General features: G+C 71.5%; 21 protein-coding genes. 11 read left to right on the top strand and 10 right to left on the bottom strand.

Annotated elements, in window-relative coordinates:
* Positions 1-91 precede the first annotated feature (91 nt).
* Positions 92-1828 carry a DEAD/DEAH box helicase gene (locus tag I4Q55_RS27150; protein WP_206791533.1) on the bottom strand — a complete coding sequence of 579 codons (1737 nt, stop codon included), beginning with the start codon at positions 1826-1828 and terminating at the stop codon, positions 92-94.
* A gap of 213 nt (positions 1829-2041) precedes the next feature.
* Between I4Q55_RS27150 and I4Q55_RS27145 the strand changes: the two genes are divergently transcribed.
* Positions 2042-3205, top strand: a complete 1164-nt coding sequence (locus I4Q55_RS27145; RefSeq protein WP_206791532.1) for a YihY/virulence factor BrkB family protein — start codon at positions 2042-2044, stop codon at positions 3203-3205.
* 88 nt (positions 3206-3293) lie between these two features.
* Positions 3294-6425, top strand: coding sequence for an efflux RND transporter permease subunit (locus I4Q55_RS27140; RefSeq protein WP_206791530.1), 3132 nt, complete (start codon positions 3294-3296; stop codon positions 6423-6425).
* Positions 6426-6563: 138 nt separating this feature from the next.
* On the opposite strand, the gene I4Q55_RS27135 is transcribed toward I4Q55_RS27140, so the two are convergent.
* Entirely contained in the window at positions 6564-7400 is an 837-nt protein-coding gene (locus tag I4Q55_RS27135; RefSeq protein WP_206791528.1) for a hypothetical protein, read from the bottom strand.
* A gap of 166 nt (positions 7401-7566) precedes the next feature.
* Positions 7567-7809, bottom strand: coding sequence for a DUF3039 domain-containing protein (locus tag I4Q55_RS27130; RefSeq protein ID WP_004561020.1), 243 nt, complete (start codon positions 7807-7809; stop codon positions 7567-7569).
* Positions 7810-7867: 58 nt separating this feature from the next.
* Here I4Q55_RS27130 and I4Q55_RS27125 point away from each other — a divergent pair, with 58 nt between their 5' ends.
* The 4 genes from I4Q55_RS27125 to I4Q55_RS27110 are packed head-to-tail and all read left to right on the top strand — an operon-like array spanning position 7868 to position 11054.
* Positions 7868-8653 carry a sporulation protein gene (locus tag I4Q55_RS27125; RefSeq protein WP_206791526.1) on the top strand — a complete coding sequence of 262 codons (786 nt, stop codon included), beginning with the start codon at positions 7868-7870 and terminating at the stop codon, positions 8651-8653.
* A complete protein-coding gene (locus I4Q55_RS27120; protein WP_206791525.1) occupies positions 8653-9270 on the top strand; it encodes an HD domain-containing protein in 618 nt (205 codons plus the stop codon). The genes I4Q55_RS27125 and I4Q55_RS27120 overlap by 1 nt, the downstream gene beginning before the upstream one ends.
* A 9-nt stretch (positions 9271-9279) precedes the next feature.
* The gene (locus I4Q55_RS27115) at positions 9280-10185 is read left to right on the top strand and encodes a pseudouridine-5'-phosphate glycosidase (RefSeq protein WP_206791524.1); all 906 of its coding nucleotides are present in this window, start codon (positions 9280-9282) and stop codon (positions 10183-10185) included.
* Entirely contained in the window at positions 10182-11054 is an 873-nt protein-coding gene (locus tag I4Q55_RS27110) for a carbohydrate kinase family protein (RefSeq protein WP_206791523.1), read from the top strand. Before I4Q55_RS27115 ends, I4Q55_RS27110 begins: the two co-directional genes overlap by 4 nt.
* Positions 11055-11110: 56 nt before the next feature.
* Here the strand turns inward: I4Q55_RS27110 and I4Q55_RS27105 are convergent, their stop codons facing one another.
* Together I4Q55_RS27105 and I4Q55_RS27100 are read right to left on the bottom strand one after the other, a co-directional pair.
* Complete coding sequence (locus I4Q55_RS27105; protein WP_206791637.1) at positions 11111-11446, bottom strand: DUF3099 domain-containing protein; 336 nt, start codon at positions 11444-11446, stop codon at positions 11111-11113.
* Positions 11447-11463: 17 nt separating this feature from the next.
* Complete coding sequence (locus tag I4Q55_RS27100; RefSeq protein ID WP_374194493.1) at positions 11464-12729, bottom strand: amidohydrolase; 1266 nt, start codon at positions 12727-12729, stop codon at positions 11464-11466.
* Between the two features lie 28 nt (positions 12730-12757).
* Between I4Q55_RS27100 and I4Q55_RS27095 the strand changes: the two genes are divergently transcribed.
* The 4 genes from I4Q55_RS27095 (at position 12758) to I4Q55_RS27080 (ending at position 18301) form a co-directional block, all read left to right on the top strand.
* Positions 12758-14260, top strand: a complete 1503-nt coding sequence (locus I4Q55_RS27095) for a methyltransferase (RefSeq protein WP_206791521.1) — start codon at positions 12758-12760, stop codon at positions 14258-14260.
* A complete protein-coding gene (gene dtd / locus I4Q55_RS27090) occupies positions 14257-14682 on the top strand; it encodes a D-aminoacyl-tRNA deacylase (RefSeq protein ID WP_206791520.1) in 426 nt (141 codons plus the stop codon). The genes I4Q55_RS27095 and dtd overlap by 4 nt, the downstream gene beginning before the upstream one ends.
* A 288-nt stretch (positions 14683-14970) precedes the next feature.
* On the top strand, positions 14971-16002 hold the full coding sequence (locus I4Q55_RS27085; RefSeq protein ID WP_277991974.1) for a sigma-70 family RNA polymerase sigma factor: 1032 nt from the start codon (positions 14971-14973) through the stop codon (positions 16000-16002).
* A 640-nt stretch (positions 16003-16642) separates the two neighbouring features.
* Positions 16643-18301, top strand: a complete 1659-nt coding sequence (locus I4Q55_RS27080; protein WP_206791518.1) for a fumarate hydratase — start codon at positions 16643-16645, stop codon at positions 18299-18301.
* A gap of 56 nt (positions 18302-18357) precedes the next feature.
* Here I4Q55_RS27080 and I4Q55_RS27075 read toward each other — a convergent pair whose 3' ends face one another.
* The 4 genes from I4Q55_RS27075 to I4Q55_RS27060 form a co-directional block, all read right to left on the bottom strand.
* Positions 18358-19020 (bottom strand): hypothetical protein, encoded by a 663-nt coding sequence (locus I4Q55_RS27075; RefSeq protein ID WP_206791516.1) that lies wholly within the window; start codon positions 19018-19020, stop codon positions 18358-18360.
* A 204-nt stretch (positions 19021-19224) separates the two neighbouring features.
* A complete protein-coding gene (locus tag I4Q55_RS27070; RefSeq protein ID WP_242546810.1) occupies positions 19225-19746 on the bottom strand; it encodes a hypothetical protein in 522 nt (173 codons plus the stop codon).
* A gap of 102 nt (positions 19747-19848) precedes the next feature.
* Positions 19849-20355 carry a hypothetical protein gene (locus tag I4Q55_RS27065; protein ID WP_242546809.1) on the bottom strand — a complete coding sequence of 169 codons (507 nt, stop codon included), beginning with the start codon at positions 20353-20355 and terminating at the stop codon, positions 19849-19851.
* Positions 20356-20399: 44 nt separating this feature from the next.
* Positions 20400-20780, bottom strand: coding sequence for a DoxX family protein (locus I4Q55_RS27060; RefSeq protein ID WP_206791514.1), 381 nt, complete (start codon positions 20778-20780; stop codon positions 20400-20402).
* A gap of 316 nt (positions 20781-21096) precedes the next feature.
* On the opposite strand from I4Q55_RS27060, the gene I4Q55_RS27055 reads away from it, so the two are divergent.
* Complete coding sequence (locus I4Q55_RS27055) at positions 21097-21903, top strand: trypsin-like serine protease (protein WP_206791512.1); 807 nt, start codon at positions 21097-21099, stop codon at positions 21901-21903.
* 54 nt (positions 21904-21957) lie between these two features.
* Here the strand turns inward: I4Q55_RS27055 and I4Q55_RS27050 are convergent, their stop codons facing one another.
* Positions 21958-23058, bottom strand: coding sequence for a nitronate monooxygenase family protein (locus tag I4Q55_RS27050; protein ID WP_206791511.1), 1101 nt, complete (start codon positions 23056-23058; stop codon positions 21958-21960).
* Positions 23059-23068: the final 10 nt, after the last annotated feature.

The raw sequence follows: 23068 nt of genomic DNA, 5'->3' as shown, positions 1-23068 counted from the left end.
CGTCCCGGGAACGGACGGTGACCGCCAACTTCAGCCTCCCGGGCGACCGCCCCGCGCCCCAAGGCCACATCGGGGCGCTTGCCGGGGGGCGCTACCAGGATCGCAGCGTCACGATCCGCTCTTCCAGCTGCTCGACGGTCGCCATGGCGGTCACCGGCCCACCGCAGACCCGGCGCAGCTCGTTGTGGATCGCCCCGTGCGGCTTCTTCGTGCGGTGGTGGTACATCCCCACCAGCGCGTTCAGCTCCTTGCGCAACGCCCCGAGCCGCTCGCTCACGGACTGGGGGCGAGCCGCCGGCGGCGGGGCCTCCTCCTTGGCCGGCTTGCGGCGCTTCTCGTCCGCGATCTGCTCCTCCTGCCGCTTGCGCAGCAGGGCGCGGACCTGGTCCGGCTCCAGGAGCCCCGGCAGGCCCAGGTACTCCTGCTCCTCGTCCGAGCCCGAGAACACCGCCGTGCCGAACGAGTTGCCGTCGTAGATGACCTGGTCGAGCTCGGCCGAGGCGCCCAGGGACGTGAACGCCTTCTCCTCCTCGCCCGGCTCGTCCTCGGTGCGGTTGGCCTGGGCGAGGAGCTCGTCCTCCCAGCCTTCCTTCTCCCGGTGCGGCTTGCCGAGCACGTGGTCGCGCTGCGCCTCCAGCTCGCTGGCCAGCTCCAGCAGCACCGGCACCGACGGCAGGAACACGCTCGCCGTCTCGCCCTTCTTCCTCGCCCGCACGTAGCGGCCGATCGCCTGGGCGAAGAACAGCGGCGTCGACGCGCTCGTCGCGTACACGCCCACCGCCAGCCGCGGAACGTCGACGCCCTCCGAGACCATGCGGACCGCCACGATCCAGCGCTCGTTCGTCTCGGAGAACTCCTTGATCCGGCCCGAGGCCTTCGGGTCGTCCGAGAGCACCAGCGTCGGCGTCTCGCCCGAGATGCGCTCCAGGATCTTCGCGTACGCCCGCGCCGACTCCTGGTCGGTCGCGATCACCAGGCCGCCGGCGTCCGGCACGCTCTGGCGGACCTGCGACAACCGCGTGTCGGCCGCCTGCAGCACCGCCGGGATCCACTCGCCCGCCGGGTCGAGCGCCGTGCGCCACGCCCGGGCGTTCTGCTCCGCCGTCAGCGGCTCGCCGAGCCGGGCGGTGAACTCCTCGCCCGCGCTCGTGCGCCAGGACGCCTCACCCGAGTACGCCAGGAAGACGACCGGCCGGACCACGCCGTCGGCCAGCGCGTCCGCGTAGCCGTACGCGTGGTCGGCCTTGCTGCGCTGGAAGCCGCCCGCGTCCGGCTCGTACGTCACGAACGGAATGGCCGAATCATCCGACCGGAACGGGGTCCCGGTCAGGGACAGGCGCCGGACGGCCGGGGTGAACGCCTCGCGGATCGCGTCGCCCCAGCTCTTCGCGTCGCCGCCGTGGTGGATCTCGTCGAGGATCACCAGCGTCTTGCGGTTCTCCGTGCGCACCCGGTGCAGCGTCGGGTGCGCCGCGACCTGCGCGTACGTCAGCGCGACGCCGTTGTAGTCGGACGAGGTGACGCCGGTGGTGTTGCGGAAGTTCGAGTCGATGGCGATGCCGGCCGCCGCGGCCGAGGCCGCCCACTGGTGCTTGAGGTGCTCGGTCGGGGTGACGATGGTGATCGCCTCGACCGTGCGGTCGCTCAGCAGCTCCGCCGCGATCCGGAGGCCGAACACCGTCTTGCCGGCGCCGGGCGTCGCCACCGCGAGGAAGTCCTTCGGCTTCTGCGTCAGGTACTTCGTGAGCGCCCGCCGCTGCCACGCCCGCAGCGGGCGCGCGGTCGAGTCCTTCTCCGCGGGAGGTGCCCCGAGCTGCGTCTCCGTCATGCCGGTCCTCCCCCTCGCTCAAGCCGTTGACGTGCGAAAACCCTCACTGTGGTACCGACTTCGGTGTCAGCAACTGCGGTGAGGGCACTGGAGCGAGTCTACCGGCCGGGTCCGACAGTTCCGGGCACCGGCACGGGTGATGTCCGCCGACACGCCCGGCCGCAGGGGGTGTGACGAGCCAAATCAGCAGGGATGGACCATGCTGGAGACGTCATGGGTGAGGTGCAGCCGTCCGGAGCGACGAAGGTGGTCCGCAAGGGGCCGTGGCGTCTGCTCACGCGCACGCTCGGCAAGGCGTGGGACGGGAACATCTTCTCCGAGGCCGCCGAGGCGGCCTTCTGGCAGACGCTGTCGCTCCCGCCGCTGCTGCTCGGCCTGCTCGGCGCCCTGGGTTTCGTCGGCGAGTGGTTCGGCACCGGCGTCGTCACGGCCGTGCACGACCGCATCATCGGCTTCTGCCGGACGGTCTTCAGCACGAACGCCGTCCAGGACATCATCGAACCGACCGTGAACAGCATCCTCACCGTCGGCAAGGGCGAGATCGTCTCGGTCGGCTTCCTGATCTCGCTGTGGGCCGGTTCGTCGGCGATGTCGTCGTTCGTGGACGCGATCACCGTCGCGCACGACCAGTACGGCGTCCGCAACGACGTCTGGCAGCGGATCTTCGCGCTCCTGCTTTACCTGTGCGGCCTGGTGATCCTGGTGGTCGGGCTGCCGCTGCTGGCGATCGGCCCCGACCTGCTGCCGGAGTTCTTCCCGGCGGACTGGCGGCCGACGGTGTCGTCGTGGGTGAGCGCGCTCTACTTCCCCACCCTCGGCGTGATGATCACCCTCGCGCTGACCACGCTGTACAAGCTCGCGCTGCCGCGGAAGCTGCCGTGGCACCGCGGGCTGCCCGGCGCGGTGCTCGCCATGGTCGTGTTCCTGCTCTCTTCGGTCGGCCTGCGCGTCTACCTGAACTGGATCACCAAGACCGGCTACACCTACGGCGCGCTGGCCGCGCCGATCGCGTTCCTGCTGCTGATGTTCTTCATCGGGCTGGCCGTGGTCGGCGGGGCGTACTTCAACAGCGCGATCCAGGAACTGTGGCCGGCGAAGGCGACGCGGCGGCAGCGGCGCAAGTGGCGGCGGCTGGAGATGGAACGCGCCTCGGAGCGGCTGCGCTCGGAGGAGGGCCGCACGCTGTGGGAGCGCTCGACCACGCCGCTGCGGCGCCCGCGCCCCGAAGACGTCTCCCCCAACGGCACCGAGCCCGAGCCTGAGCCCGGGCCGTCCGAAGAGGACACGACGTCACCGAGCGCGCCGGAACCGGCACCCAGCGCTGCGCCGGGCCGGGTGTCCTCCGAAGGGACGACCCGGAATCCACCCTCAGACTGAGTCGCTCCTCAGCATCAGCGTGAAAGGCTTCGCGGGCCATTGACACCGGCGGGGGTGCCGGCGTCGTTCCCGAGGGGGTTTTCACGTCATGTCCGTGCTGGCCAGATTGAGCCTGCGCAACCGGAGCCTGATCGGCCTGCTGGCGCTGGTGGTCGTCGGCTTCGGCGCCTTCGCGCTGCCGCAGCTCAAGCAGCAGCTGTTCCCGTCACTGCAGTTCCCGCAGGCGCAGATCGTCACGGCGTACCCGGGGGCGTCGCCGGACGCGGTCGACCGGCAGGTCTCCGAGCCGCTCGAAGGCGGGCTCCAGGGGCTGAAGGGCCTGGAGCAGATCACTTCGACGTCGTCGGACGGCGTTTCGCGGATCGTCGCGCAGTTCGAGTTCGGCACGGACATCGACGCCGCCGTCTCCCGGATCCAGCAGGTGGTGAACCAGGTCCGGCCGCGGCTGCCGCAGAACACCGAGCCCGCCGTGTCCGCGGGCGGCACCGACGACCTGCCGGTGGTGCTGGTCGCCGCGGGCACCACGGGAGACCCGCAGGCACTCGCGCCCGCGCTGACCGACCAGGTCGCGCCGGAGCTGCGGAAGATCGACGGCGTCCGCACGGTCACCGTCACCGGCGTGCAGCAGCCGCGCGTCACGATCACGCTCGACTACGCGAAGCTGGCGGCGGCTGGTGTCGACCCGGCGTCGATCGCGACCACGCTGCAGACGGCCGGTGCCGCGGTGCCGGCCGGGACGCTGACCGAGAACGGCAGGACGCTGTCGGTGCAGGTCGGCGGCGGCCAGACCACTGTGGACAGTCTCCGCAACCTGTACCTGACGCCGGCCGCGCGGGCGGGCGCCCCGGCGCAGGGCCCGGTGAAGCTGGGTGACGTCGCCGACGTCCAGGCCGGATTCGCACCGCCGACGTCGATCACGCGCACCAACGGCAAGCCGAGCCTCGGCCTCTCGATCACCATGGTGGACAACGGGAACGCCGTCGCGATCTCCGACGCGGTCCGCGGCAAGCTGCCGGAGCTGGCGAAGAAGACCGGCGCCGAGATGAGCGTCGTGTTCGACCAGGGCACCCCGGTGAAGGACGCGATCAGCGGCCTGACCACCGAAGGCCTGCTGGGGCTGGCGTTCGCGGTCGTCGTCATCCTGCTGTTCCTGCTGTCGGTGCGCTCGACGCTGGTGACCGCGGTGTCGATCCCGCTGTCGGTGGTGGTCGCGCTGCTCGCGCTGTGGACCGGCGACCTGTCGCTCAACCTGCTCACGCTCGGCGCGCTGACCATCGCGATCGGCCGGGTGGTCGACGACTCGATCGTCGTGCTGGAGAACATCAAACGCCATCTCGCGTACGGCGAAGGCAAGCAACGCGCGGTGCTCGACGGCGTCCGCGAGGTGGCCGGCGCGGTCACTTCGTCCACGCTGACGACCGTCGCGGTGTTCCTGCCGATCGCGTTCGTCGGCGGGTTCGTCGGCGAGCTGTTCTCCCCCTTCGCGATCACGGTCACGGTGGCGCTGCTGGCGTCGTTGCTCGTGTCGCTGACCGTGGTTCCCGTGCTGGCGTACTGGTTCCTGAAGCGGCCCGCGGTGCCGGCCGACGCCGTCGAGGCCGAGCGGGCGCGCGAAGCGGCCGTCGAGAAGGAACGCCGCGGCATCCTGCAGCGCGCCTACCTGCCGGTGATCCGGTTCGCGACCCGGCGGCGGCTGACCGTCGTGCTGCTGGCCCTGCTGATCTTCGCCGGCACGGTCGGGCTCGCGACGCGGCTCAACACGAACTTCCTCGACTCCTCCGGTGGCACCACGCTGAACATGACGCAGAAGCTGCCCGCCGGCACCAGCGTCGAGGCGAAGGAGAAGGCGGCCACGGCGGTCGAGCAGGCCCTCGCCGCCGAGCCCGCGGTGCAGACTTACCAGGTCAGCATCGGTGGCGACGGGGTGTTCGGCTACGGCGGCGGGACGAACACGAGCATCTCGGTCACCGTCGCCAAGGACACCGACCTCGACGCGCTGTCGGACCGCCTGCGCGCGAAGCTGACGTCGCGGCCCGAGCTGGGCGAGATCAAGATCGGGGCGGACGCCTCCGGGTTCAGCTCCGACCAGGTCTCGGTGACGGTCACCGCGCCGTCGGAGGCCGCGCTGAAGCCGGCGTCCGACCAGGTGGTGCGGGCGCTGGGCGGGGTGGCCGGGCTGACCGAGGTTTCGAGCGACCTGAGTGTCGGTTCGCCGCGGGTGCAGGTCGAGGTGGACGACGCCGCGGCCGCCGCGCGCGGGTTGTCGGCGAGCACCATCGGGCAGGTCGCCAACCAGGCGATCGCCGGGCGCACGGTGACGCAGCTGCCGGTCGACGGGCAGCGCACGGACATCGTGCTGCGCGCCGGCACGGCCCCGGTCACGGTCGATCAGGTGCGCGGGCTGCCGATCCCGGGCCCGGGCGGCGTCGTCCGGCTCGACGAGGTGGCTCGCGTGTCCACTGTGGACGGCCCGGCCGCGGTGCACCGCACCGGCGGCGACCTGAGCACCACGGTGACCGCGAAGAGCACCGGTGCCGACCTGAGCAAGACGACCGCCGACATCAAGTCCAAGCTGGACGGACTGACGTTCACCGGCGGCGCGGCGTACTCGCTCGGCGGCGTCAGCCAGGACCAGCAGGAGGCGTTCTCGAACCTGTTCCTGGCGCTGCTCGCGGCCATCGCGATCGTGTTCCTGATCATGGTCGCGACGTTCCGGAGCCTGATCCAGCCGCTGATCCTGCTGGTGTCGATCCCGTTCGCGGCGACCGGCGCGATCGGGCTGCTGCTGGCCACCGGCACCGCGCTCGGCCTGCCGGCGCTGATCGGGATGCTGATGCTGGTCGGCATCGTCGTGACGAACGCGATCGTGCTGATCGACCTGATCAACCAGTACCGGGCGGAGGGGATGAGCGTCGCCGACGCCGTCACCGAAGGCGGCCGGCGCCGGCTGCGCCCGATCCTGATGACGGCGGCGGCGACCATCTTCGCGCTGGTCCCGATGGCGCTGGGCCTCACCGGCCAGGGCGGCTTCATCGGCCAGCCGCTGGCGATCGTGGTGATCGGCGGCCTGGTCAGCTCGACGCTGCTGACCCTGGTCCTGGTCCCGACCCTCTACACGATGGTCGAGACCCGCAAGGAACGCCGCCGCACCCGCCGCAACAACCGCCACACCCCGGCCCAAGCCCCGGACACGGAGTCCCTCAACCCGGAACTCGCGTGATCCAAGGGGCATCACCCGTGATCAGAGGGGCATCACGCGTGATTGGCGGGGCATCACTCCGATGCCCGTCCAATCACGCGTGATGCCCGCTGGATCACGGGTGATGCCCCCGCAGTCACGCGTGATGCCCGTTTCCGCTCACTGGCGGAAGCGGTAGGTCTTGCTGTCGAAGAGGATGCAGATGCTCGGGGACATGACCACCACGCGGAGCGTGTTGTCGCGCTCGTCGAAGTCGATGCCCTCGACCTCGAACGAGCCCGAGCAGCCGCTGCGGAGCGGGAGCTGGCCCAGTGACGTCACGTGGGCGGTGACGTCCGAGCCGGACAGCGGGCCGGCCAGGTCGACCTGGAGGAGCGGCTTCGTCGTGCCGAAGAGGCTGCCGTCCGGGTCGTCGGACGCGCAGAGCAGGCGGGTCGCGGTCTGGAAGTCGCAGCCCTGGATGTCGCGGACCGCGTGGTCCAGGCGGATCGTGCCGGCCAGCGGCAGGTTCTGCGCCGGGTTCGTGGCCACCACTCCGGGCATCGGGTGCACCAGAAGCCGGCTCATGGTGCCCCACTCCCCCGCCACCAGCCAGCGGGCGTCCGGTGACACCGCGGCGAAGGAGTTGTTGTTCGCTTCCCACGACTCGAGGGTGTGCTTGTAGTTCGCCCACGAGCCGTCCGGGGCCTGGACGCGGAAGAGCTTCGCGCCGCGGTCGTCACGCTGGTAGGGCTCGACGTACCAGCCCTGGGCCGAGCCCGGGTCGCCGACGTGGTTCCAGCCCTGCGAGTTCAGGTCGGCCGGGATCGTGCCGATCCCGGTGTAGCGGATCGTCGTGCCCGACGGCCGCACGATCGTCGCGAGCCCCTGGCTCTCGTCGAGGGCCCGGGCGTTGTCGGACCCGACCTCCGTCCAGCCGGTGACGGCCTGGGCCGGCGCGGGCGAAACCACGGCGAGCAGGGCGGCGAGGGTGAGCACGATCCCGGTTCTGCGCATGTGCGACTCCGGTGGGTGAGAGGGACCTGGCTCGGGAGGATCTACCAGGACTCCCGCACCCGGCACACCCGCCGAATGAAGGTTATTCACGTTTGTTCGACAACTTGTCCGATTCCGGACAGCGGAAAGCCCCGGCGGGGACACCCGCCGGGGAGTTCAGGCCCGGTTATTTGCCCGGACGGAGACTGTCGTAGATCTCCTTGCAGGCCGGGCAGACCGGCGACCCGGGCTTCGGCGACTTCGTCACCGGGAAGACCTCGCCGCACAGCGCCACCACGTGAGTGCCCATGACCGCGCTCTCGGCGATCTTGTTCTTCTTCACGTAGTGGAACATCTTCGGCGAGTCGTCGTCGGTGGTGTCCGTGCCCTCGGGCGTGGTTTCCGGCTTCGTCAGCGTCTCGGTGCTCACCCGACCATTGTGCCCGAGTCCCCGCGCGAAACGTCTCCGGCCTGGCAGGATCCACGGCATGTTCCAGAAGGTGCTCGCGACGTTCGGCTCGGGTGGCGCGCGGATCGACGCCCGGCTCCTGGACTCCACCGCCGCCCCCGGCCGCCCGCTCCACGGCGAGGTCCTGCTGCTCGGCGGCGAGGTCGACCAGGAGATCAAGGGCCTCTCGGTGACGCTGCTCGCCCGCGTCCAGGTCGACGGCGGCAAGACCGAAGACCTCCCCTTCGGCACCCAGCACCTGGTCGGGAAAGAGACGATCCAGGCGGGGCGGCAGGTCCGGGTGCCGTTCGAGGTGCCACTGCCCTGGGAGACGCCGGTGACCAGCGTCTACGCCAAGCCGCTGGCCGGCATGGCGGTCGGCGTGCGGGCCGAGCTCGACCTGGCCGCCGCGGTCAGTGACCCGTTCGACGCCGACGCCGTCGCGATCGAACCGCTCCCGGCCCAGAAGCGGGTCCTCGACGCGCTGAGCCGGATCGGCTTCACCTTCCGCGAGGCCGTCCTCGAACAGGGCCGGGTCGACGGCGCCCGGCAGCAGCTGCCGTTCTTCCAGGAGATCCGCTTCACGCCTTCGCCGCGCTTCGCGAGCGTCTTCTCCCAGGTCGCGGTCACCTTCCTGACGTCGGCCGAGCGCACCGACGTCGTGCTCGAGGTCACCAAGCGGGTCCGGGTGAGCAAGACCGGCGGCTTCGGCGGCCGCGGCCAGGACTTCCTCGGGATGTTCACCATGAAGCCGGACGTCGACTGGGAAAAACAGCTCGAGGACTGGCTCAACCTCCTCGCCCGGCCGCGCGGGATCTTTGACTGATGCGCTGGCCCGACGCGATCGGCAAGCTCGGCGGCACGCCCGACGCCTGGCCGCGGCTCGAAGCCCGCTACGCCGAGCCCCACCGCCGCTACCACACGCTCACCCACGCGGCCGCTGTCGCGCGCGACTCCGCCTGGCTGGCCGAAGGCCTCGGCGACACCGACCGCGCGATCGTCGCCGTCGCGGCCTGGACGCACGACGTCGTGTACGACGCGAAGCCCGGCGAAGACGAGCGAGCCAGCGCGGCCTGGGCCCGCGACGCACTCGAAGGCGTGGCCGAAGCGCACGTCGAGCGGGTCGAAGGCCTCATCCTCGCGACGATCAACCACGCCGCGCCGCCGGACGACCTCCTGGCCACGGCCCTGCTCGACGCCGACCTGGCGATCCTCGGCGCGTCCGAAGAGCGCTACGCGGCCTACGCGGAAGGCGTGCGCGAGGAGTACGCGAAGTACCCCGACGACGTCTGGCGCGAAGGCCGCATCGCCGTCCTGGAACGCATGCTCGCGCGCGAGCTTTACCGCAGCGAAGCCGCGCGAACACGCTGGGCGAGCGCCGCCGAAAAGAACCTGACCGCCGAGCTGACCCACTGGCGCGGCGAGCGGACCGATCACCGATGATGGTCCCTCGTGACTACCGCACTCTCGCTGCACGAAGAGGTCGCCTCGGCGCTGCGTGACGGGCACCCCGTCGTCGCGCTGGAGAGCACCATCCTGTCCCACGGCCTGCCGCCGGGCCGCAACCTCGACGTCGCCCGCCGCCTCGAAGGCGTGGTCCGCGACGGCGGCGCCGTCCCGGCCACGATCGCGGTGCTCGACGGGCGGGTCGTCGTCGGCCTCTCCCCCGCCGAGCTCGAGCGCGTCTGCGCGCCGGACGCCGGCCTGGACAAGCTCTCGCTGCGCGACCTCGGCCCGGCCGTCGGCCTCGGCCGCTCCGGCGCGACGACCGTGGCGAGCACGTCGGCGCTGGCCGCCGCGGCCGGGATCGGCATGTTCGCCACCGGCGGGCTCGGCGGCGTGCACGTCGGCGCGGCGCAGTCCTGGGACGTCTCGGCCGACCTCGGCGTGCTGGCGAAGGTGCCGACGGTGGTCGTCTGCTCCGGCGTGAAGTCGGTGCTCGACATCCCGGCCACCCTCGAGGTGCTGGAGACGAACTCGGTGCCGGTGCTGGGCTACCGCACCGACGACTTCCCGGCGTTCTACCTGCGCTCGTCGGGCCACCAGGTCGGCTGGCGGGTCGACGACCCGAAGCAGGCCGCCGCCGTCATCGACGCGCACCGCGCGTACGCGGATTCCGGTGTCCTGCTGGCGAACCCGATCCCCGAAGCGTCCGAAATGGACAAGGAGCTGCACGACCGGCTGCTCGCCGAGGGCCTCGCGCTCGTCGCGGAGCGGGGCGTGCACGGCGCCGACGTCACGCCGGTGCTGCTGGAGCACTTCCACACCGCGAGTGGCGGCGTGAGCATCGACGCGAACGAGGCGCTGGTGCTGAACAACGCGAAGCTGGCGACCGAGGTCGCGGTGGCGCTCGCATGACCGGGATCGTGGTGGTCGGCGACGCCGCCCTGGACGTGATCGCCCGGCACGACAAGCCGTTGCCGCACGGCGGCGACGCCCGCGCGAAGATCCGCTTCACCGGCGGCGGCGCGGGCGCCAACACGGCGCTGTGGCTGCGGTCCCTCGGCGCCGACACGACGCTGGTCGCGCGGATCGGCGACGACCCGGGCGGCCGGCTCATCCGCGCCGAGCTGGAGGCGGCGGGAGTGCGGTGCGTGTTCGCCGTCGACCCCGAGGCGCCGACCTGCTGCGTCGTGGTGATGGTCGACGGCTCGGGGCAGCGCAGCATGCTCGCCGACCGCGGCGCGAACCAGCGTTTCGCGCCCGAGGACGTCACCCCCGAGGCCCTCGCCGGGGCGAGCCACCTGCACCTGTCCGGGTACGTGCTGCTCGACCCGCCGTCGCGCGCGGCCGGGCTGGCCGCGCTGGCGGCGGCCCGCGAAGCGGGGTTGACCACCTCGGTCGATCCGCAGGCCGCCGCGCACATCACCGACCCCGCCGCGTTCATGGCCGACGTCCGCGGCGTCGACCTGCTGATGCCGAACACCGAGGAGCTGGTCGCGCTGACCGGTTCGGCCGACCCGGCGAGCGCGAAGGAACTGCTCGGCACGGTCGGCGCGGTGGTGGTCACCGCCGGGCTCGACGGCGCCAGCTGGGTCGACGCGGACGGCGTCACCAGCGTGCCCGCGGTCGAGGCGGTCTGCGTCGACTCGACCGGCGCGGGTGACGCGTTCGACGCGGGCGTGCTCATCGGCTGGCTGGCCGGGGAGTCCACTGTGGACGTCCTGCGGCACGGGACGCGGCTGGGCGCGCTGGCCGTCGGGAAGGTGGGCCCGCAGCCCTCGTGAGTGGTAATTCGGGTTCTAACCCTAATTACCACTCACGACAAGCCGCGGCAGGGCACTCAGCCGTCGATCACCCGGTGGCTGGTGCCTTCGATCGCCTTCGCCTCGCGCTCGTACCGCGAGACCTTCTCGGACTTGCGGGGCGGGCGGTCGTTGGCGATCAGCACCGCGATCCACGGCAGCGGCACCGAAATCGCCAGGAAGCCCAGCGCCAGCCACCACACGTGGTAGGTCAGCCCGGCCGCGATCAGGCACGGGATGCGGCAGGCCATCATGATGACGTACTTGCGCTTGCGTGCGGCGAACTGCTCTTCGTAGGACGGGGCCGCCCCGGTGATCAGCACCGGGTCCGAGTTCTTGGCGGGCGTGGTCACTGCACCACCTCCGCTGTCCATCGTCCCACTTGCGCGGTTCATCCGACACCTGGGTGACGCATCTTGCTCAACGCGGCGACGACCAGGGTCTCGATGCCGGTGCGCAGGGTCGGGTGCAGGATCGGCGCGAACCGCGGCGAGTGGTTCGACGGGATGTCGCGCTCGAACCGGCCCTCGGTCATCGCCGTGATGACCGTCTGCGGGTCGAAGCCGCCGACCAGCCAGAACACCGAGGGCACGCCGGCCGCCCGGCCGAACTCGCTGAAGTCCTCGCTGCCGGTGATCAGCGGCGCCGGATACACGACCTCGGCGCCGAAGTGGCCGCGGAAGACCTCGGTGAGCGCGTCGTTGGCGGCCTCGTCGTTCTCGGTCACCGGGTAGGCGCCGGACCGCTCGATCTCGGGCGGCTTTGGCGCGCCGGCCGTCGCGGCCTCGCCGTGGACGATCCGCTCGACCGCGGCCAGCACCCGCTCGCGCACGGCCTGGTCGAAGGACCGGACGTTGACCTCCAGCACGGCGTCGTCGGCGATCACGTTGCTCGCGGTGCCGACGTGCAGCGAACCGACGGTGACCACGGCCGAGTCGGTGGCGGCGATCTCGCGCGAGACAATCGTCTGCAGCTTGAGCACCACGGACGCGGCCAGCACGGCCGGGTCGACGGTCGTCTCCGGGCGCGAGCCGTGCCCGCCGCGGCCGTGCAGGGTGACACGCAGCGTGTCGGTGGCGGCCATGATCACGCCCGGCCGGGTGAGCACCCAGCCGGCCGGGCCGGGCACCAGGTGCTGCCCGAACACGACGTCGGGCTTGCCGGCGATGTCGAACAGGCCGTCGCGGACCATCGCCGCGGCGCCACCCGCGCCCTCCTCCCCCGGCTGGAACACCACCAGCAGCGTGCCGGCCCAGGTGTCGCGGCCCTTCGCGAGCAGCGCGGCGGCGCCGGAGAGCCAGGTGGCGTGCATGTCGTGCCCGCAGGCGTGCATGACCGGGACGTCGGTGCCGTGCTCGTCGGTCCCGCGGGCGGTGCTGGCGTAGGACAGGCCGGTCTTCTCCTCGACCGGCAGCGCGTCGATGTCGGCCCGCAGCAGCACGGTCGGGCCCTCGCCGTTGCGCAGCACGCCCAGCACGCCGGTGCCGGCGATGCCGGTGTGCACCTCGTAGCCGTCGTCCGCCAGCCGCCGGGCCAGCACGGACGCTGTCCGGGTCTCGGCGAAGGAGAGCTCCGGGTGCCGGTGGAGGTCGATGTACAGCGCTTCGAGTTCGGGCAGCGCCGCGTCGAGCGGGGCGAGGACGCGTTCAAGGGTCACGGGGGTCATCGTGGCAGCATTACCCACCGTGAGCACGCGAAGTGGATTGCCCGACCTGTCCGACGACGTCTGCGCGCGGCTGCGCGAGGCCTTCCGGCGCACCGCCTACGACGCCGACGGCGTGGTGGCCGCCCTCGGCGGGGCCGCGCACGCGGCGCTGGGCCGCGGCGAACCGGTGCCCGCCGAGCGCGCCAGCCGGGACGCGGGCGACCTCGGCACGCTGATCCGGCTGTTCCTGCTGGGCGGCACCGAGCCGGAGACCGCCGTCAAGGCCGCCTTCGCGCCCCTTTCCCCGGAAGACGCCGTGGCCGCCGGGATCCTCGGCGAGGTGACCGACGGCTACCGCGCCGCCCTCGACATCCGGCCGCACGGCGACGAGGAAAGCTCCTGGTGGGTCGTCTCCGACCTCGACGCCGACCTGCTGGGCCACACCGTGCCCGAGGACCACGTGCTCGGCGTCGGCCACGCGTCGCTCTCGCTGATCCGCGCCACCAGCCGCCGCCCGGTCGGCACCCTGCTCGACCTGGGCACCGGCAACGGCGTCCAGGCACTGCACGCGACCCGGCACGCCCAGCGCGTCACCGCGACCGACGTCTCCGCGCGGGCCCTCGCCCTGGCCGCGGCGACCTTCCGGCTGAACGAGCTGGACGTCGAGCTCGTCCGCGGCGAGTGGTTCGCGCCGGTCGCGCGGCGGAAGTTCGACCAGGTCGTGTGCAATCCGCCGTTCGTGGTCGGCCCGGCGCGCGTCGACTACACCTACCGCGACTCCGGGCTCGCCGGCGACGACGCGAGCGCGCTGGTCGTGCGGCAGCTGCCCGGCTTCCTCAACGACGGCGGCACCGGCCACCTGCTCGCCTCCTGGTTGCACACCGGGAAGGAGGACTGGGCCGATCGGGTGAGCCGCTGGCTGCCCGCCGAGACCGACGCCTGGTTCGTGCAACGCGACGTCGCCGATCCGGCGCTCTACGTCGGCACGTGGCTGCGGGACGCGGGTCTCGACCCGCGCTCACCGGAGGGCCGCGCGAAGGCGGCGGCGTGGCTCGACTGGTTCGCCGCGAACGACGTCCGGGGCATCGGCTTCGGGTTCGTCACGCTGCGGCGGGCGTCCGGGCGGACACCGACCGTCGTGTGCGAGGACCTCCGCCAGGCCTACGACGACCCGCTGGGCCCGGAAGCGGCGGGCTGGCTGGACCGCGTGGAATGGCTGCGCGAATCGGGTGATTCCTTGCTCGATGTCCGCTTTGTGGTCCCCGACACGGTTTTGCTCGAAAGCGTCAGCGAACCCGGCGACGAAGGCTGGGCGACGACCATCCGGCGGCTGCACCGCACCGACGGGCCGGGCTGGCAGCACGAGGTCGACGAGCTGGCGACGCGGCTGCTGGCGGGCTGCCGCGGCGCGCTGCCGCTGGCGGACCTGATCGAGCTGCTGGCGGCCGCGCAGGGCCTCTCGGCCGAGGAGCTGGCGGCCGCCGCGCTGCCCGTCGTCCGCGAGCTCGTCCGGCACGGCATGCTCGTCCCGGCGGACCGGTGAGGGCGGTCGCGGCCCGCGTCACGCGGGCGGACGTGACGGTCGAGGGCGCCGTCGTCGGCGCGATCGACGAGCCGGGTTTGCTTGTGCTGCTGGGAATCCACGTCGACGACGACGCCGCGAAGGCCGCCACGATGGCGCGCAAACTGCACGAACTGCGGCTGTTGCGCGACGAGGAATCATGCGCCACGGCGAATGCGCCACTGCTCGTGGTGAGCCAGTTCACGCTCTACGGCGACACGAAGAAAGGGCGCCGGCCGTCGTGGACGCAGGCGGCCCGGCCGGAGGTCGCCGAGCCGTTGGTGGACGCCGTCGTGGCCGAGCTGCGCGGCCGCGGCGCCACCGTGGCGACCGGCCGGTTCGGCGCGATGATGGCGGTCTCCAGCGTGAACGACGGTCCGTTCACGGTTGTCGTAGAGGTTTAGACCATCGGGGTCCGGTTCAGTTTCCCGCCGGATTCATATGGGATTCTCAGGTTTCCCGGTCACGGAACGTTCTCAGCAAAAGTTCAGCATTGGTCCAGCAACCGGATCGCCCCGGCATCCGTCTTCTTCTATGACGGACCGGGAACGTTTTGGGAACCCGGAGCGTTGTGCCAGATGTCCAGCCAAGCCGGCCGGACCGGCGAACCGGGATCCACAGGCCCCGGTCCGCGGGTACGCACCCGGTGGACGACCGCAGCAGCACGTTCAGCCCGTGACCGGGGAGGCAGAATGTCAGTCCAGACTCTCGAACGCGAGTCGCGCGGGATTCGCGAGCGCATCCCGGCTCAGACGACCGAGGAGCCGGCGATGGGCGTGGGGACGCTCACCGACGCCGACCTCGACGCCCAGAGCCCCGCCGCCGACCTCGTCCGCGTCTACCTCAACGGCATCGGCAAGACGGCGCTGCTGTCCGCGGCCGACGAGGTCGAGCTGGCCAAGCGGATCGAAGCCGGCGTGTTCGCCCAGCACATGCTGGACACGGCCGAGAACCTCACGGCGAAGCGCCGCACCGAGCTGGCCGCGCTGGTCCGCGACGGCCACGTGGCGAAGAACCACCTGCTGGAGGCGAACCTCCGCCTGGTGGTCTCGCTGGCCAAGCGCTACACCGGCCGGGGGATGCCGCTGCTCGACCTGATCCAGGAGGGGAACCTGGGTCTCATCCGCGCGGTGGAGAAGTTCGACTACTCCAAGGGGTTCAAGTTCTCGACGTACGCCACTTGGTGGATCCGGCAGGCGATCACCCGGGGCATGGCCGACCAGGGCCGCACGATCCGGCTGCCGGTCCACCTGGTGGAACAGGTGAACAAGCTGGCCCGCATCAAGCGCGACCTGCACCAGCAGCTCGGGCGTGACGCCACGCACGAGGAGCTGTCGGCCGAGTCGGGCATCCCGGCGCACAAGATCTCGGACCTGCTCGACCACTCGCGTGACCCGGTAAGCCTGGACATGCCGGTCGGCACGGAGGAGGACGCCCCACTGGGCGACTTCATCGAGGACTCCGAGGCGACCGACGCGGAGAGCGCCGTGATCTCGGGCCTGCTCCAGGACGACCTGCGCCGGGTGTTGGCGACGCTGGACGACCGCGAGCAGCACGTGATCCGCCTGCGCTACGGCCTCGACGACGGCCAGCCGCGCACGCTCGACCAGATCGGCAAGCACTTCGGGCTGTCCCGCGAGCGCGTCCGCCAGATCGAGCGCGAGGTCATGTCGAAGCTGCGCCAGGGCGAGCGCGCGGACCGCCTCCGCGCGTACGCCAGCTGATCACCTCTCGTTCGAGGGCGGGTGCACGATGTGCGCCCGCCCTCGGTCATTTCCCCACCGCGCTGACCAGGCATTCGGCGCGGAGCGGGAATTTTCCGCGAAAGCCGGGTTTCACCCCAGCCGATCATGGGTAGCAACCCTCAGCCAGCACCCGTTCGGCGGCGTTGACTTATGACCTGCGTCACGACAGCCTCGAAGTGCCGGCGCAGGCCTCGCAACCGGGTGTGCACGCACCCGGGAGCTTTCCCCGGGAGGTCGGGTCCGTCGGGGTGGACCCGGCCTCCCGACCAGCTTCCCCAGCTCACTCGGACGGCCGAGTCGCGTACCCGGAAGGCCGAGTCGCGTGCCCGGACGGTCGGGTCGCGTACCGGGACGGTCGGCGCACAGGCCGACCACCCAGCCCTCCCCACCACCCCGATCCGAAGCCAGCACGCGGACGGTGGTGCCGGGTCAAGGCACGCTTTCCCGCCTTGACGCGGTACCACCGTCCGTAGTGACAATCGGGCTTCGGGGTGGCGGGCCCACTGGGCCACTCAGAGGGCGTGCGTGGGGTGGCCCACAGTGACCGCATGCCTCTTCGGCGTACCCATTACCGCCGCATAAGGTGGACCGATCCCGGAGCTGGCAAAGGAGCCTGGCAGTGCCGTCCACCACGTTTCAGCACACCGAAGTCCTCCCGCTGGGCAAGGACACCACCACCGAATACCGGCTGGTCACCGACGAGGGCGTCGAGACCGTCGAAGCCGCCGGGCGGAAGTTCCTGAAGGTCGACCCGCAGGCGCTCACCACGCTCGCCCGCACCGCCATCACCGACATCCAGCACCTGTTGCGCACGTCACACCTGCGGCAGCTGCGGGCCATCGTCGACGATCCCGAGGCGAGCGGCAACGACCGGTTCGTCGCGATGGACCTGCTGCGCAACGCCGCCATCTCCGCCGGGGGCGTGCTGCCCATGTGCCAGGACACCGGCACCGCCATCGTCATCGGGAAGCGTGGCGAAGGCGTGCTCACCGGCGGTGACGACGAGCGGGCGCTCTCGCAGGGCATCTTCGACGCCTACCAGCAGCTGAACCTGCGGTACTCGCAGATGGCGCCGGTGAACTTCTGGGACGAGCGCAACACCGGCACGAACCTGCCCGCGCAGATCGAGCTGTACCACAAGGACGGGCAGGACGACCCGGCCTACGAGTTCCTCTTCATGGCCAAGGGTGGCGGCAGCGCCAACAAGACCTTCCTCTACCAGGAAACCAAGGCCGTCCTGAACCCGAAGCGGCTCGCGCGCTTCCTCGACGAGAAGCTGCGCAGCCTCGGCACCGCCGCCTGCCCGCCCTACCACCTCGCCATCGTCGTCGGCGGGATGTCCGCGGAGTTCAACCTCAAGGTCGCGAAGCTCGCCTCCGCCCGCTACCTCGACAACCTGCCGACCGAAGGCTCCGAACTGGGTCACGCCTTCCGCGACACCGGCCTCGAGCAGCAGGTCCTGGAGATGACCCGGCAGTTCGGCATCGGCGCGCAGTTCGGCGGGAAGTACTTCTGCCACGACGTCCGCGTCATCCGGCTCCCCCGCCACGGCGCCAGCTGCCCCGTCGGCGTCGCCGTCTCCTGCTCCGCCGACCGGCAGGCCAAGGCCAAGATCACCGCCGACGGCGTGTTCATCGAACAGCTCGAGCGCGACCCCGCCCGCTTCCTGCCCGACGTCACCGAGGAAGACCTCTCCGACGACGTCGTCGCCGTCGACCTCAACCGGCCGATGGCCGAGATCCGCGCGCAGCTCTCGCAGCTGCCGGTCAAGACGCGGCTCTCGCTCACCGGGCCGCTGGTCGTCGCGCGGGACATCGCGCACGCCAAGATCGCCGAGCGCCTCGACGCCGGCGAGGAGATGCCGGACTACCTCAAGAACCACCCGGTCTACTACGCGGGCCCGGCGAAGACGCCCGAGGGCTACGCGTCCGGTTCGTTCGGCCCGACCACGGCCGGGCGGATGGACTCCTACGTCGAGCAGTTCCAGGCCGCCGGCGGCTCGCTCGTCATGCTGGCCAAGGGGAACCGCTCGAAGCAGGTGACGAACGCGTGCCAGGCGCACGGCGGCTTCTACCTCGGCTCCATCGGCGGCCCGGCGGCGCGGCTCGCGCAGGACTGCATCAAGAAGGTCGACGTCCTCGAGTACGCCGAGCTCGGCATGGAAGCCGTCTGGAAGATCGAGGTCGAGGACTTCCCGGCGTTCATCGTCATCGACGACAAGGGCAACGACTTCTTCGCCAGCACCGGCGATCCGGTGCTACAGATCAGCTTCCGTTAGCACGCAAGGAAAAGGGGGACACCGGCCCGCCGCCGGTGTCCCCCTTTTCCGTTGCCTCAGCCGACGCGCTCGATCCGCGCGCGCCGGATGAGGAACTTGCCGGGCTCCCGGACCTGTTCGAAAGCCGCGTTGTTGAGCAGCGTGCAGCTGCCCGACACCGACGTCACCTCGACTGTCGTCGACTTCGAGTTGTCGAGGTTGGTCACCTTCAGCTTCGTCCCGGCCGGGAACTGGTTGCTCGACGCGGCCGGGGCGCCGGCCTCGCCGGAGAGCGTCACGGTCGAACCGGGACACACGACCTCGCCCACCGCGCCACCGGCGGCCGGCTGCTCCTGGTTCTGCTGCCCGGGCGCCTGCGCCTTGCCCGGCGCGTTCCCGGAGTTCCCCGGCGCCGCTGCGGCTTGGCCGGTGTCCGCCACGACGTTCGCCGTGCAGCCCGCCACCTGCCGTCGCTGCTGGATCAGGTCCACCACCGCCTGGCGGTTGGCGATCCGCGCGGCCGACTGCGCGTCCGGGTTCGCCTGCTGGCCCGCGATGAAGTTCAGGTTGTTCTGCAGGGCGGTGTCGAGTCCCCCGCAGTTCTCCTTGGGCGCTTCGGCCGCGTTGCCCGCGGGACTGCTCAGCGCGATGGCGGTCGCGGTGATTCCGGCGACGCCCAGCAACGCGGCCAATCCGACGGTCGCCTGCTTGCGGTGCCGGCCACTGCTCAACCGGGGCATGGGCCCCTCCTCTCTGATCGCCACCTCACCCGGGACACGGCCCGGTCACGACGGCGGTTCAGCGGGAGCACTGACAATTTTCGACAACTTCGACAAAGCGGACCACGGGCCCCGTGTGGTCCGGACCAGCGGCCGCCCATGGTCCACTGCGGACAGCACGCGGCCCCCGGGGCGCTTCCCCGGGGGGCCGCGGCAAGAGACGTGCTACTTCGGCGGCACGGTCTTCAGCACCACCGTGCGCTGGTCGAGCGGTGCGGCCAGGGTGACCGAGATGACCGGGTACCGGATGTCCATCGTGCACATCTGGTTGGTCTGGGCCTTCGTCTCGCTCAGGTTGACGACGACGCGGTCGCCCGCCTGCTCGGCCGCTTCGCCGAGCGCGTGGCCGCAGCCGCCTTCCTGGGCGCGGATGTTGAGGACGGTGCCGCCGTTGGCCGTCCACACCTCGCGCGGGAAGCCGGCGGGCAGCGCGGTGGCGTCGATCTTGTCCGCCGGGACCGGCGTGCTGCCCTCGGGCACGGTCAGCCGCGGCTTGCCCGGCGGGTTGGCCTCGGGCGGCGCCGGCAGCACCGACTCACTCGGTGACGGCGACGGCGACGCCGGCGCGGGCACCGACACGCTGCCGGTCGATCCCAGTGGCTGGTTGGTGGGCATGTCCTGGCCGGCGCAGGCCGTCACCATCAGCAGGAGCGCGCCTGTCCCGACCACCTTCGCTGAGTACCTCATGTCCCCAGGACGGAACGGAGGCGCCGGGAGGTTGCACCGGGGAATGGTCTGGGAGGGCCACCCGCGGGCATCCCGGGGCGGCCCTCCCAGCGTTCGTGGTGGTCAGCCCTGGCGGAGGACGACCGTGCGCGTCCCGAGCGGCGCCGCGAGAGCGAGCGAGATCTTGATCTCCTTGATGTAGTCCGGGCACATCTGGCCCTTGGGCGCCGTCCCCACCGCGACCAGGACGACCACCTGCTGCGCGGTCTGCTCGCCGACGCGCGCCGAGATGCGGCGGCAGCCGCCCTCCTCGGCCTGCAGGACCAGGGTCTGCCCGTCGAGGCTGCGGGTGAGCGTGCGCGGGTAGCCCTCGGGCAGCAGGCGGGCGTCGATCTGCGACTCGGCGACGACGTCGTCGCCCGGCGCGATGCCCTGCGTCGGCCGCCCGACCGTCTGCGACGGCGGCGGGCCGAGCGTGGGCGTGACCGTGCCCGGCACGCTCGCCGACGTCGGGGCCGGCTCGGGCGCCGTGCTGCCGCCCGCCGGGGCCCCGGCGCCGGAATTCGCCGCGCAGGCCGTCGCCGTGACCAGCAGCAGGCCCGCGCCCAGCAGTTTCACCGTGGTACGCATACCCGCGAGACGGAGTGAACGCGCGCGGGGTTGCATCGGCAGCCTCAGAGACGTCCCGCGGCGACGAAGACGCAGACCGCCAGGAGCGCCACGTTGACCCCGACGTTCCGCCACTCGGCCGCCTTGTGCTGCACGATCGCCAGCCTGCCGTGCATCGCCATCGCCCCCACCATCACCACGGCCAGCCCGACCGCCGCCCAGCCGGTCAGTGCCGGGGCGACGCCCAGCAGCAGCGGCAGGATCAGGCCCACCGCGGCGAGGAGCTCGCAGATCGCGGCGAACCGGACCACGGGCAGCGGGTACGCCGCCGCCCCGGTCTGGCCGGTTTCGAGCATCCGCTGCTGGGACATCGTCGACTTGAGCGCGCCCGACACGGCGAAGATCGCGGCCAGCAGAACCTGTCCTGCCCACAGTGCGACGTTCATTTCGTTCCTCTCTGTTCGGTTGGTCGTGGGAGGGACGAGGACGCCGCGCGGAATGTGACAGCTCGTCAGCCGACGCCTTCGCCGTGGCACGTAACACGGCCGAAACACCAAAGCCGAAAAAGCCCCGGTGAATTCACGCCGGCCGGCTTGCTGGTCGGTTCGGCCTACGGCGTTCGTCGCACCGCCGGTCAGAAATCACCCAACCGCCCGAAAGATCCGAAGAAAGTCGGTTGTCCCGGTCTGAGAGCACCTGATGTAGTCATGGGGCCGCTGACGGCAACCACTTCCACTGTGGACACTGGAAGGATTGATCCCCTTGGCCCCCAAGCGCTGGTTCACCCTGCTCAGAAACGCCACCACCACACTCGCCGCGGTCGCCGCGGCCGCGTCGTTCGCCACCCCGGCGATCGCCACCGCCGCCCAGCCGCCGTCCACCAACGTGGTGGGCGGGACCCGGGCGGCCCAGGGCGAATTCCCCTTCATGGTCCGGCTTTCCATGGGCTGTGGCGGGTCGCTCTACACCAAGCAGATCGTGCTGACCGCGGCGCACTGCGTCAGCCGGACCGGCGCCAACACCTCGATCACCGCGACCGTCGGCGTCGTCGACCTGCAGAGCACCAGCGCGCAGAAGATCAAGTCGACCTACGTCTACCGGTCGCCGACGTACGGCACCTCGACCGGCGGCGACTGGGCGCTGATCAAGCTGGCCAGCCCGGTGACCGGCCTGTCGACCCTGCCGATCGCGACGACCACCACGTACAACTCGGGCACGTTCACCGTGGCCGGCTGGGGCGCGGCGACCGAAGGCGGCGCGCAGCAGCGCTACCTGCTCAAGGCGACCGTTCCGTTCGTCTCCGACTCGACCTGCGCCGCGCAGGGCGGCAGCTACCCCGATCTCATCCCGAGCGCCGAAATCTGCGCGGGCAACCTGAGCGCGGGTGGCGTCGACACCTGCCAGGGCGACTCCGGCGGCCCGATGTTCCGCCGGGACAACAACAACGCCTGGATCCAGGTCGGCATCGTCTCCTGGGGTGACGGCTGCGCCCGGCCGCACGCCCCCGGTGTCTACACCGAGGTGAGCACGTTCGCGTCGAAGATCGCCTCGGCGGCCGCCACGCTGTAACCGCTTCACGCACGAAGAAGGGGCCCCGCCGCGGCGGGGCCCCTTCCTGCGCGTTCAGCGGGTCTTGTCCAAGCGGGACAACGCTTCTTCGTAGCCGCTCACCAGGTCCGCGACGACGTCGGCGACCGGGCGGACCGCGTTCATCCGGCCGACGATCTGGCCGACCGGCATCGACACCAGGCCCGGGTCGTTCGTCGCGTGGATCCGGTTGTGGGCCGGGGAAACCAGCAGGTTCTGCAGCGGCATCGGCAACGGCTCGGGCGCGTCGGGCGCGGCCCACGCCTCGGTCCAGCGGGTCTTGAGCAGCCGGGCCGGCTTGCCGGTGTAGATCCGCGTCCGCACGGTGTCGGACGACGACGCCGCGACGAGCGCCTGCTGGATCGCCCCCGACGTCGCCATGGTCTGCAGGTACTCCTCGGTGGTGAGCCACGTCGAGCCCATCCAGACGCCGGACGCGCCGAGCGCGAGCGCCGCGGCCACCTGGCGGCCGGACCCGATTCCGCCCGCGGCGAGCACCGGCACGTCGACGGCGTCGACGATCTCCGGCACCAGCACCATGGACGCGATCTCGCCGGTGTGCCCGCCGGCTTCGTACCCCTGCGCCACCACGAAGTCGACGCCGTTCTCGACGTGCCGGACCGCGTGCTCGGCCTTGCCGGCGAGCGCCGCCACCGGAACGCCGCGCTCGTGGCACTGGCCGATCACGTCCGCCGGCGGCGAGCCGAGCGCGTTGGCGATCAGCTTGATCGGGTGGTTCAGCGCGACCTCGACGTGCGATCGGGCGACCGAGTGCAGCCAGCCGAGCACCCCCGCGCGCTCGTCGGTGTCGTCCGGCAGGGGCGGCACCGACAGGTCCTTCAGCACGCGGTCGACGAACGCGCGGTGGCCGTCCGGGATCAGCTTCGCCAGGTCGACCTGCGTGCCCTCGGCGGGCACCTTCGCCGGCATGACGATGTCGACGCCGTACGGTTTCCCGCCGGTGTTCTCGTCCATCCAGGTGAGCACCCGGTCGAGCTCGGCGGCGTCGTTGAACCGCACGCAGCCGAGCACGCCGAGCCCGCCGGCGCGGCTGAGCGCCGCGGCGACGTGCTCCGACGGGGTGAACCCGATGATCGGCAGGTCGATGCCGAGCCGGTCGCACAGGGGTGTCCGCACTCTCTCTGTC

The sequence above is a fragment of the Amycolatopsis sp. MtRt-6 genome, from assembly GCF_017308975.1.
Classification (GTDB): Bacteria; Actinomycetota; Actinomycetes; order Mycobacteriales; family Pseudonocardiaceae; genus Amycolatopsis.
The sequence above is the reverse complement of the archived record's forward strand: the minus strand, read 5'-3'. Positions and strand labels throughout refer to the sequence as shown.

Bases quoted from the DNA above. Each gene is read 5' to 3' on its own strand.
- I4Q55_RS27150 (WP_206791533.1), bottom strand. From the start codon at position 1,828: ATGACGGAGACGCAGCTCGGGGCACCTCCCGCGGAGAAGGACTCGACC.
- I4Q55_RS27145 (WP_206791532.1), top strand. From the start codon at position 2,042: ATGGGTGAGGTGCAGCCGTCCGGAGCGACGAAGGTGGTCCGCAAGGGG.
- I4Q55_RS27140 (WP_206791530.1), top strand. From the start codon at position 3,294: ATGTCCGTGCTGGCCAGATTGAGCCTGCGCAACCGGAGCCTGATCGGC.
- I4Q55_RS27135 (WP_206791528.1), bottom strand. From the start codon at position 7,400: ATGCGCAGAACCGGGATCGTGCTCACCCTCGCCGCCCTGCTCGCCGTG.
- I4Q55_RS27125 (WP_206791526.1), top strand. From the start codon at position 7,868: ATGTTCCAGAAGGTGCTCGCGACGTTCGGCTCGGGTGGCGCGCGGATC.
- I4Q55_RS27120 (WP_206791525.1), top strand. From the start codon at position 8,653: ATGCGCTGGCCCGACGCGATCGGCAAGCTCGGCGGCACGCCCGACGCC.
- I4Q55_RS27110 (WP_206791523.1), top strand. From the start codon at position 10,182: ATGACCGGGATCGTGGTGGTCGGCGACGCCGCCCTGGACGTGATCGCC.
- I4Q55_RS27105 (WP_206791637.1), bottom strand. From the start codon at position 11,446: ATGGACAGCGGAGGTGGTGCAGTGACCACGCCCGCCAAGAACTCGGAC.
- I4Q55_RS27085 (WP_277991974.1), top strand. From the start codon at position 14,971: ATGTCAGTCCAGACTCTCGAACGCGAGTCGCGCGGGATTCGCGAGCGC.
- I4Q55_RS27075 (WP_206791516.1), bottom strand. From the start codon at position 19,020: ATGCCCCGGTTGAGCAGTGGCCGGCACCGCAAGCAGGCGACCGTCGGA.
- I4Q55_RS27070 (WP_242546810.1), bottom strand. From the start codon at position 19,746: ATGAGGTACTCAGCGAAGGTGGTCGGGACAGGCGCGCTCCTGCTGATG.
- I4Q55_RS27065 (WP_242546809.1), bottom strand. From the start codon at position 20,355: ATGCGTACCACGGTGAAACTGCTGGGCGCGGGCCTGCTGCTGGTCACG.
- I4Q55_RS27060 (WP_206791514.1), bottom strand. From the start codon at position 20,780: ATGAACGTCGCACTGTGGGCAGGACAGGTTCTGCTGGCCGCGATCTTC.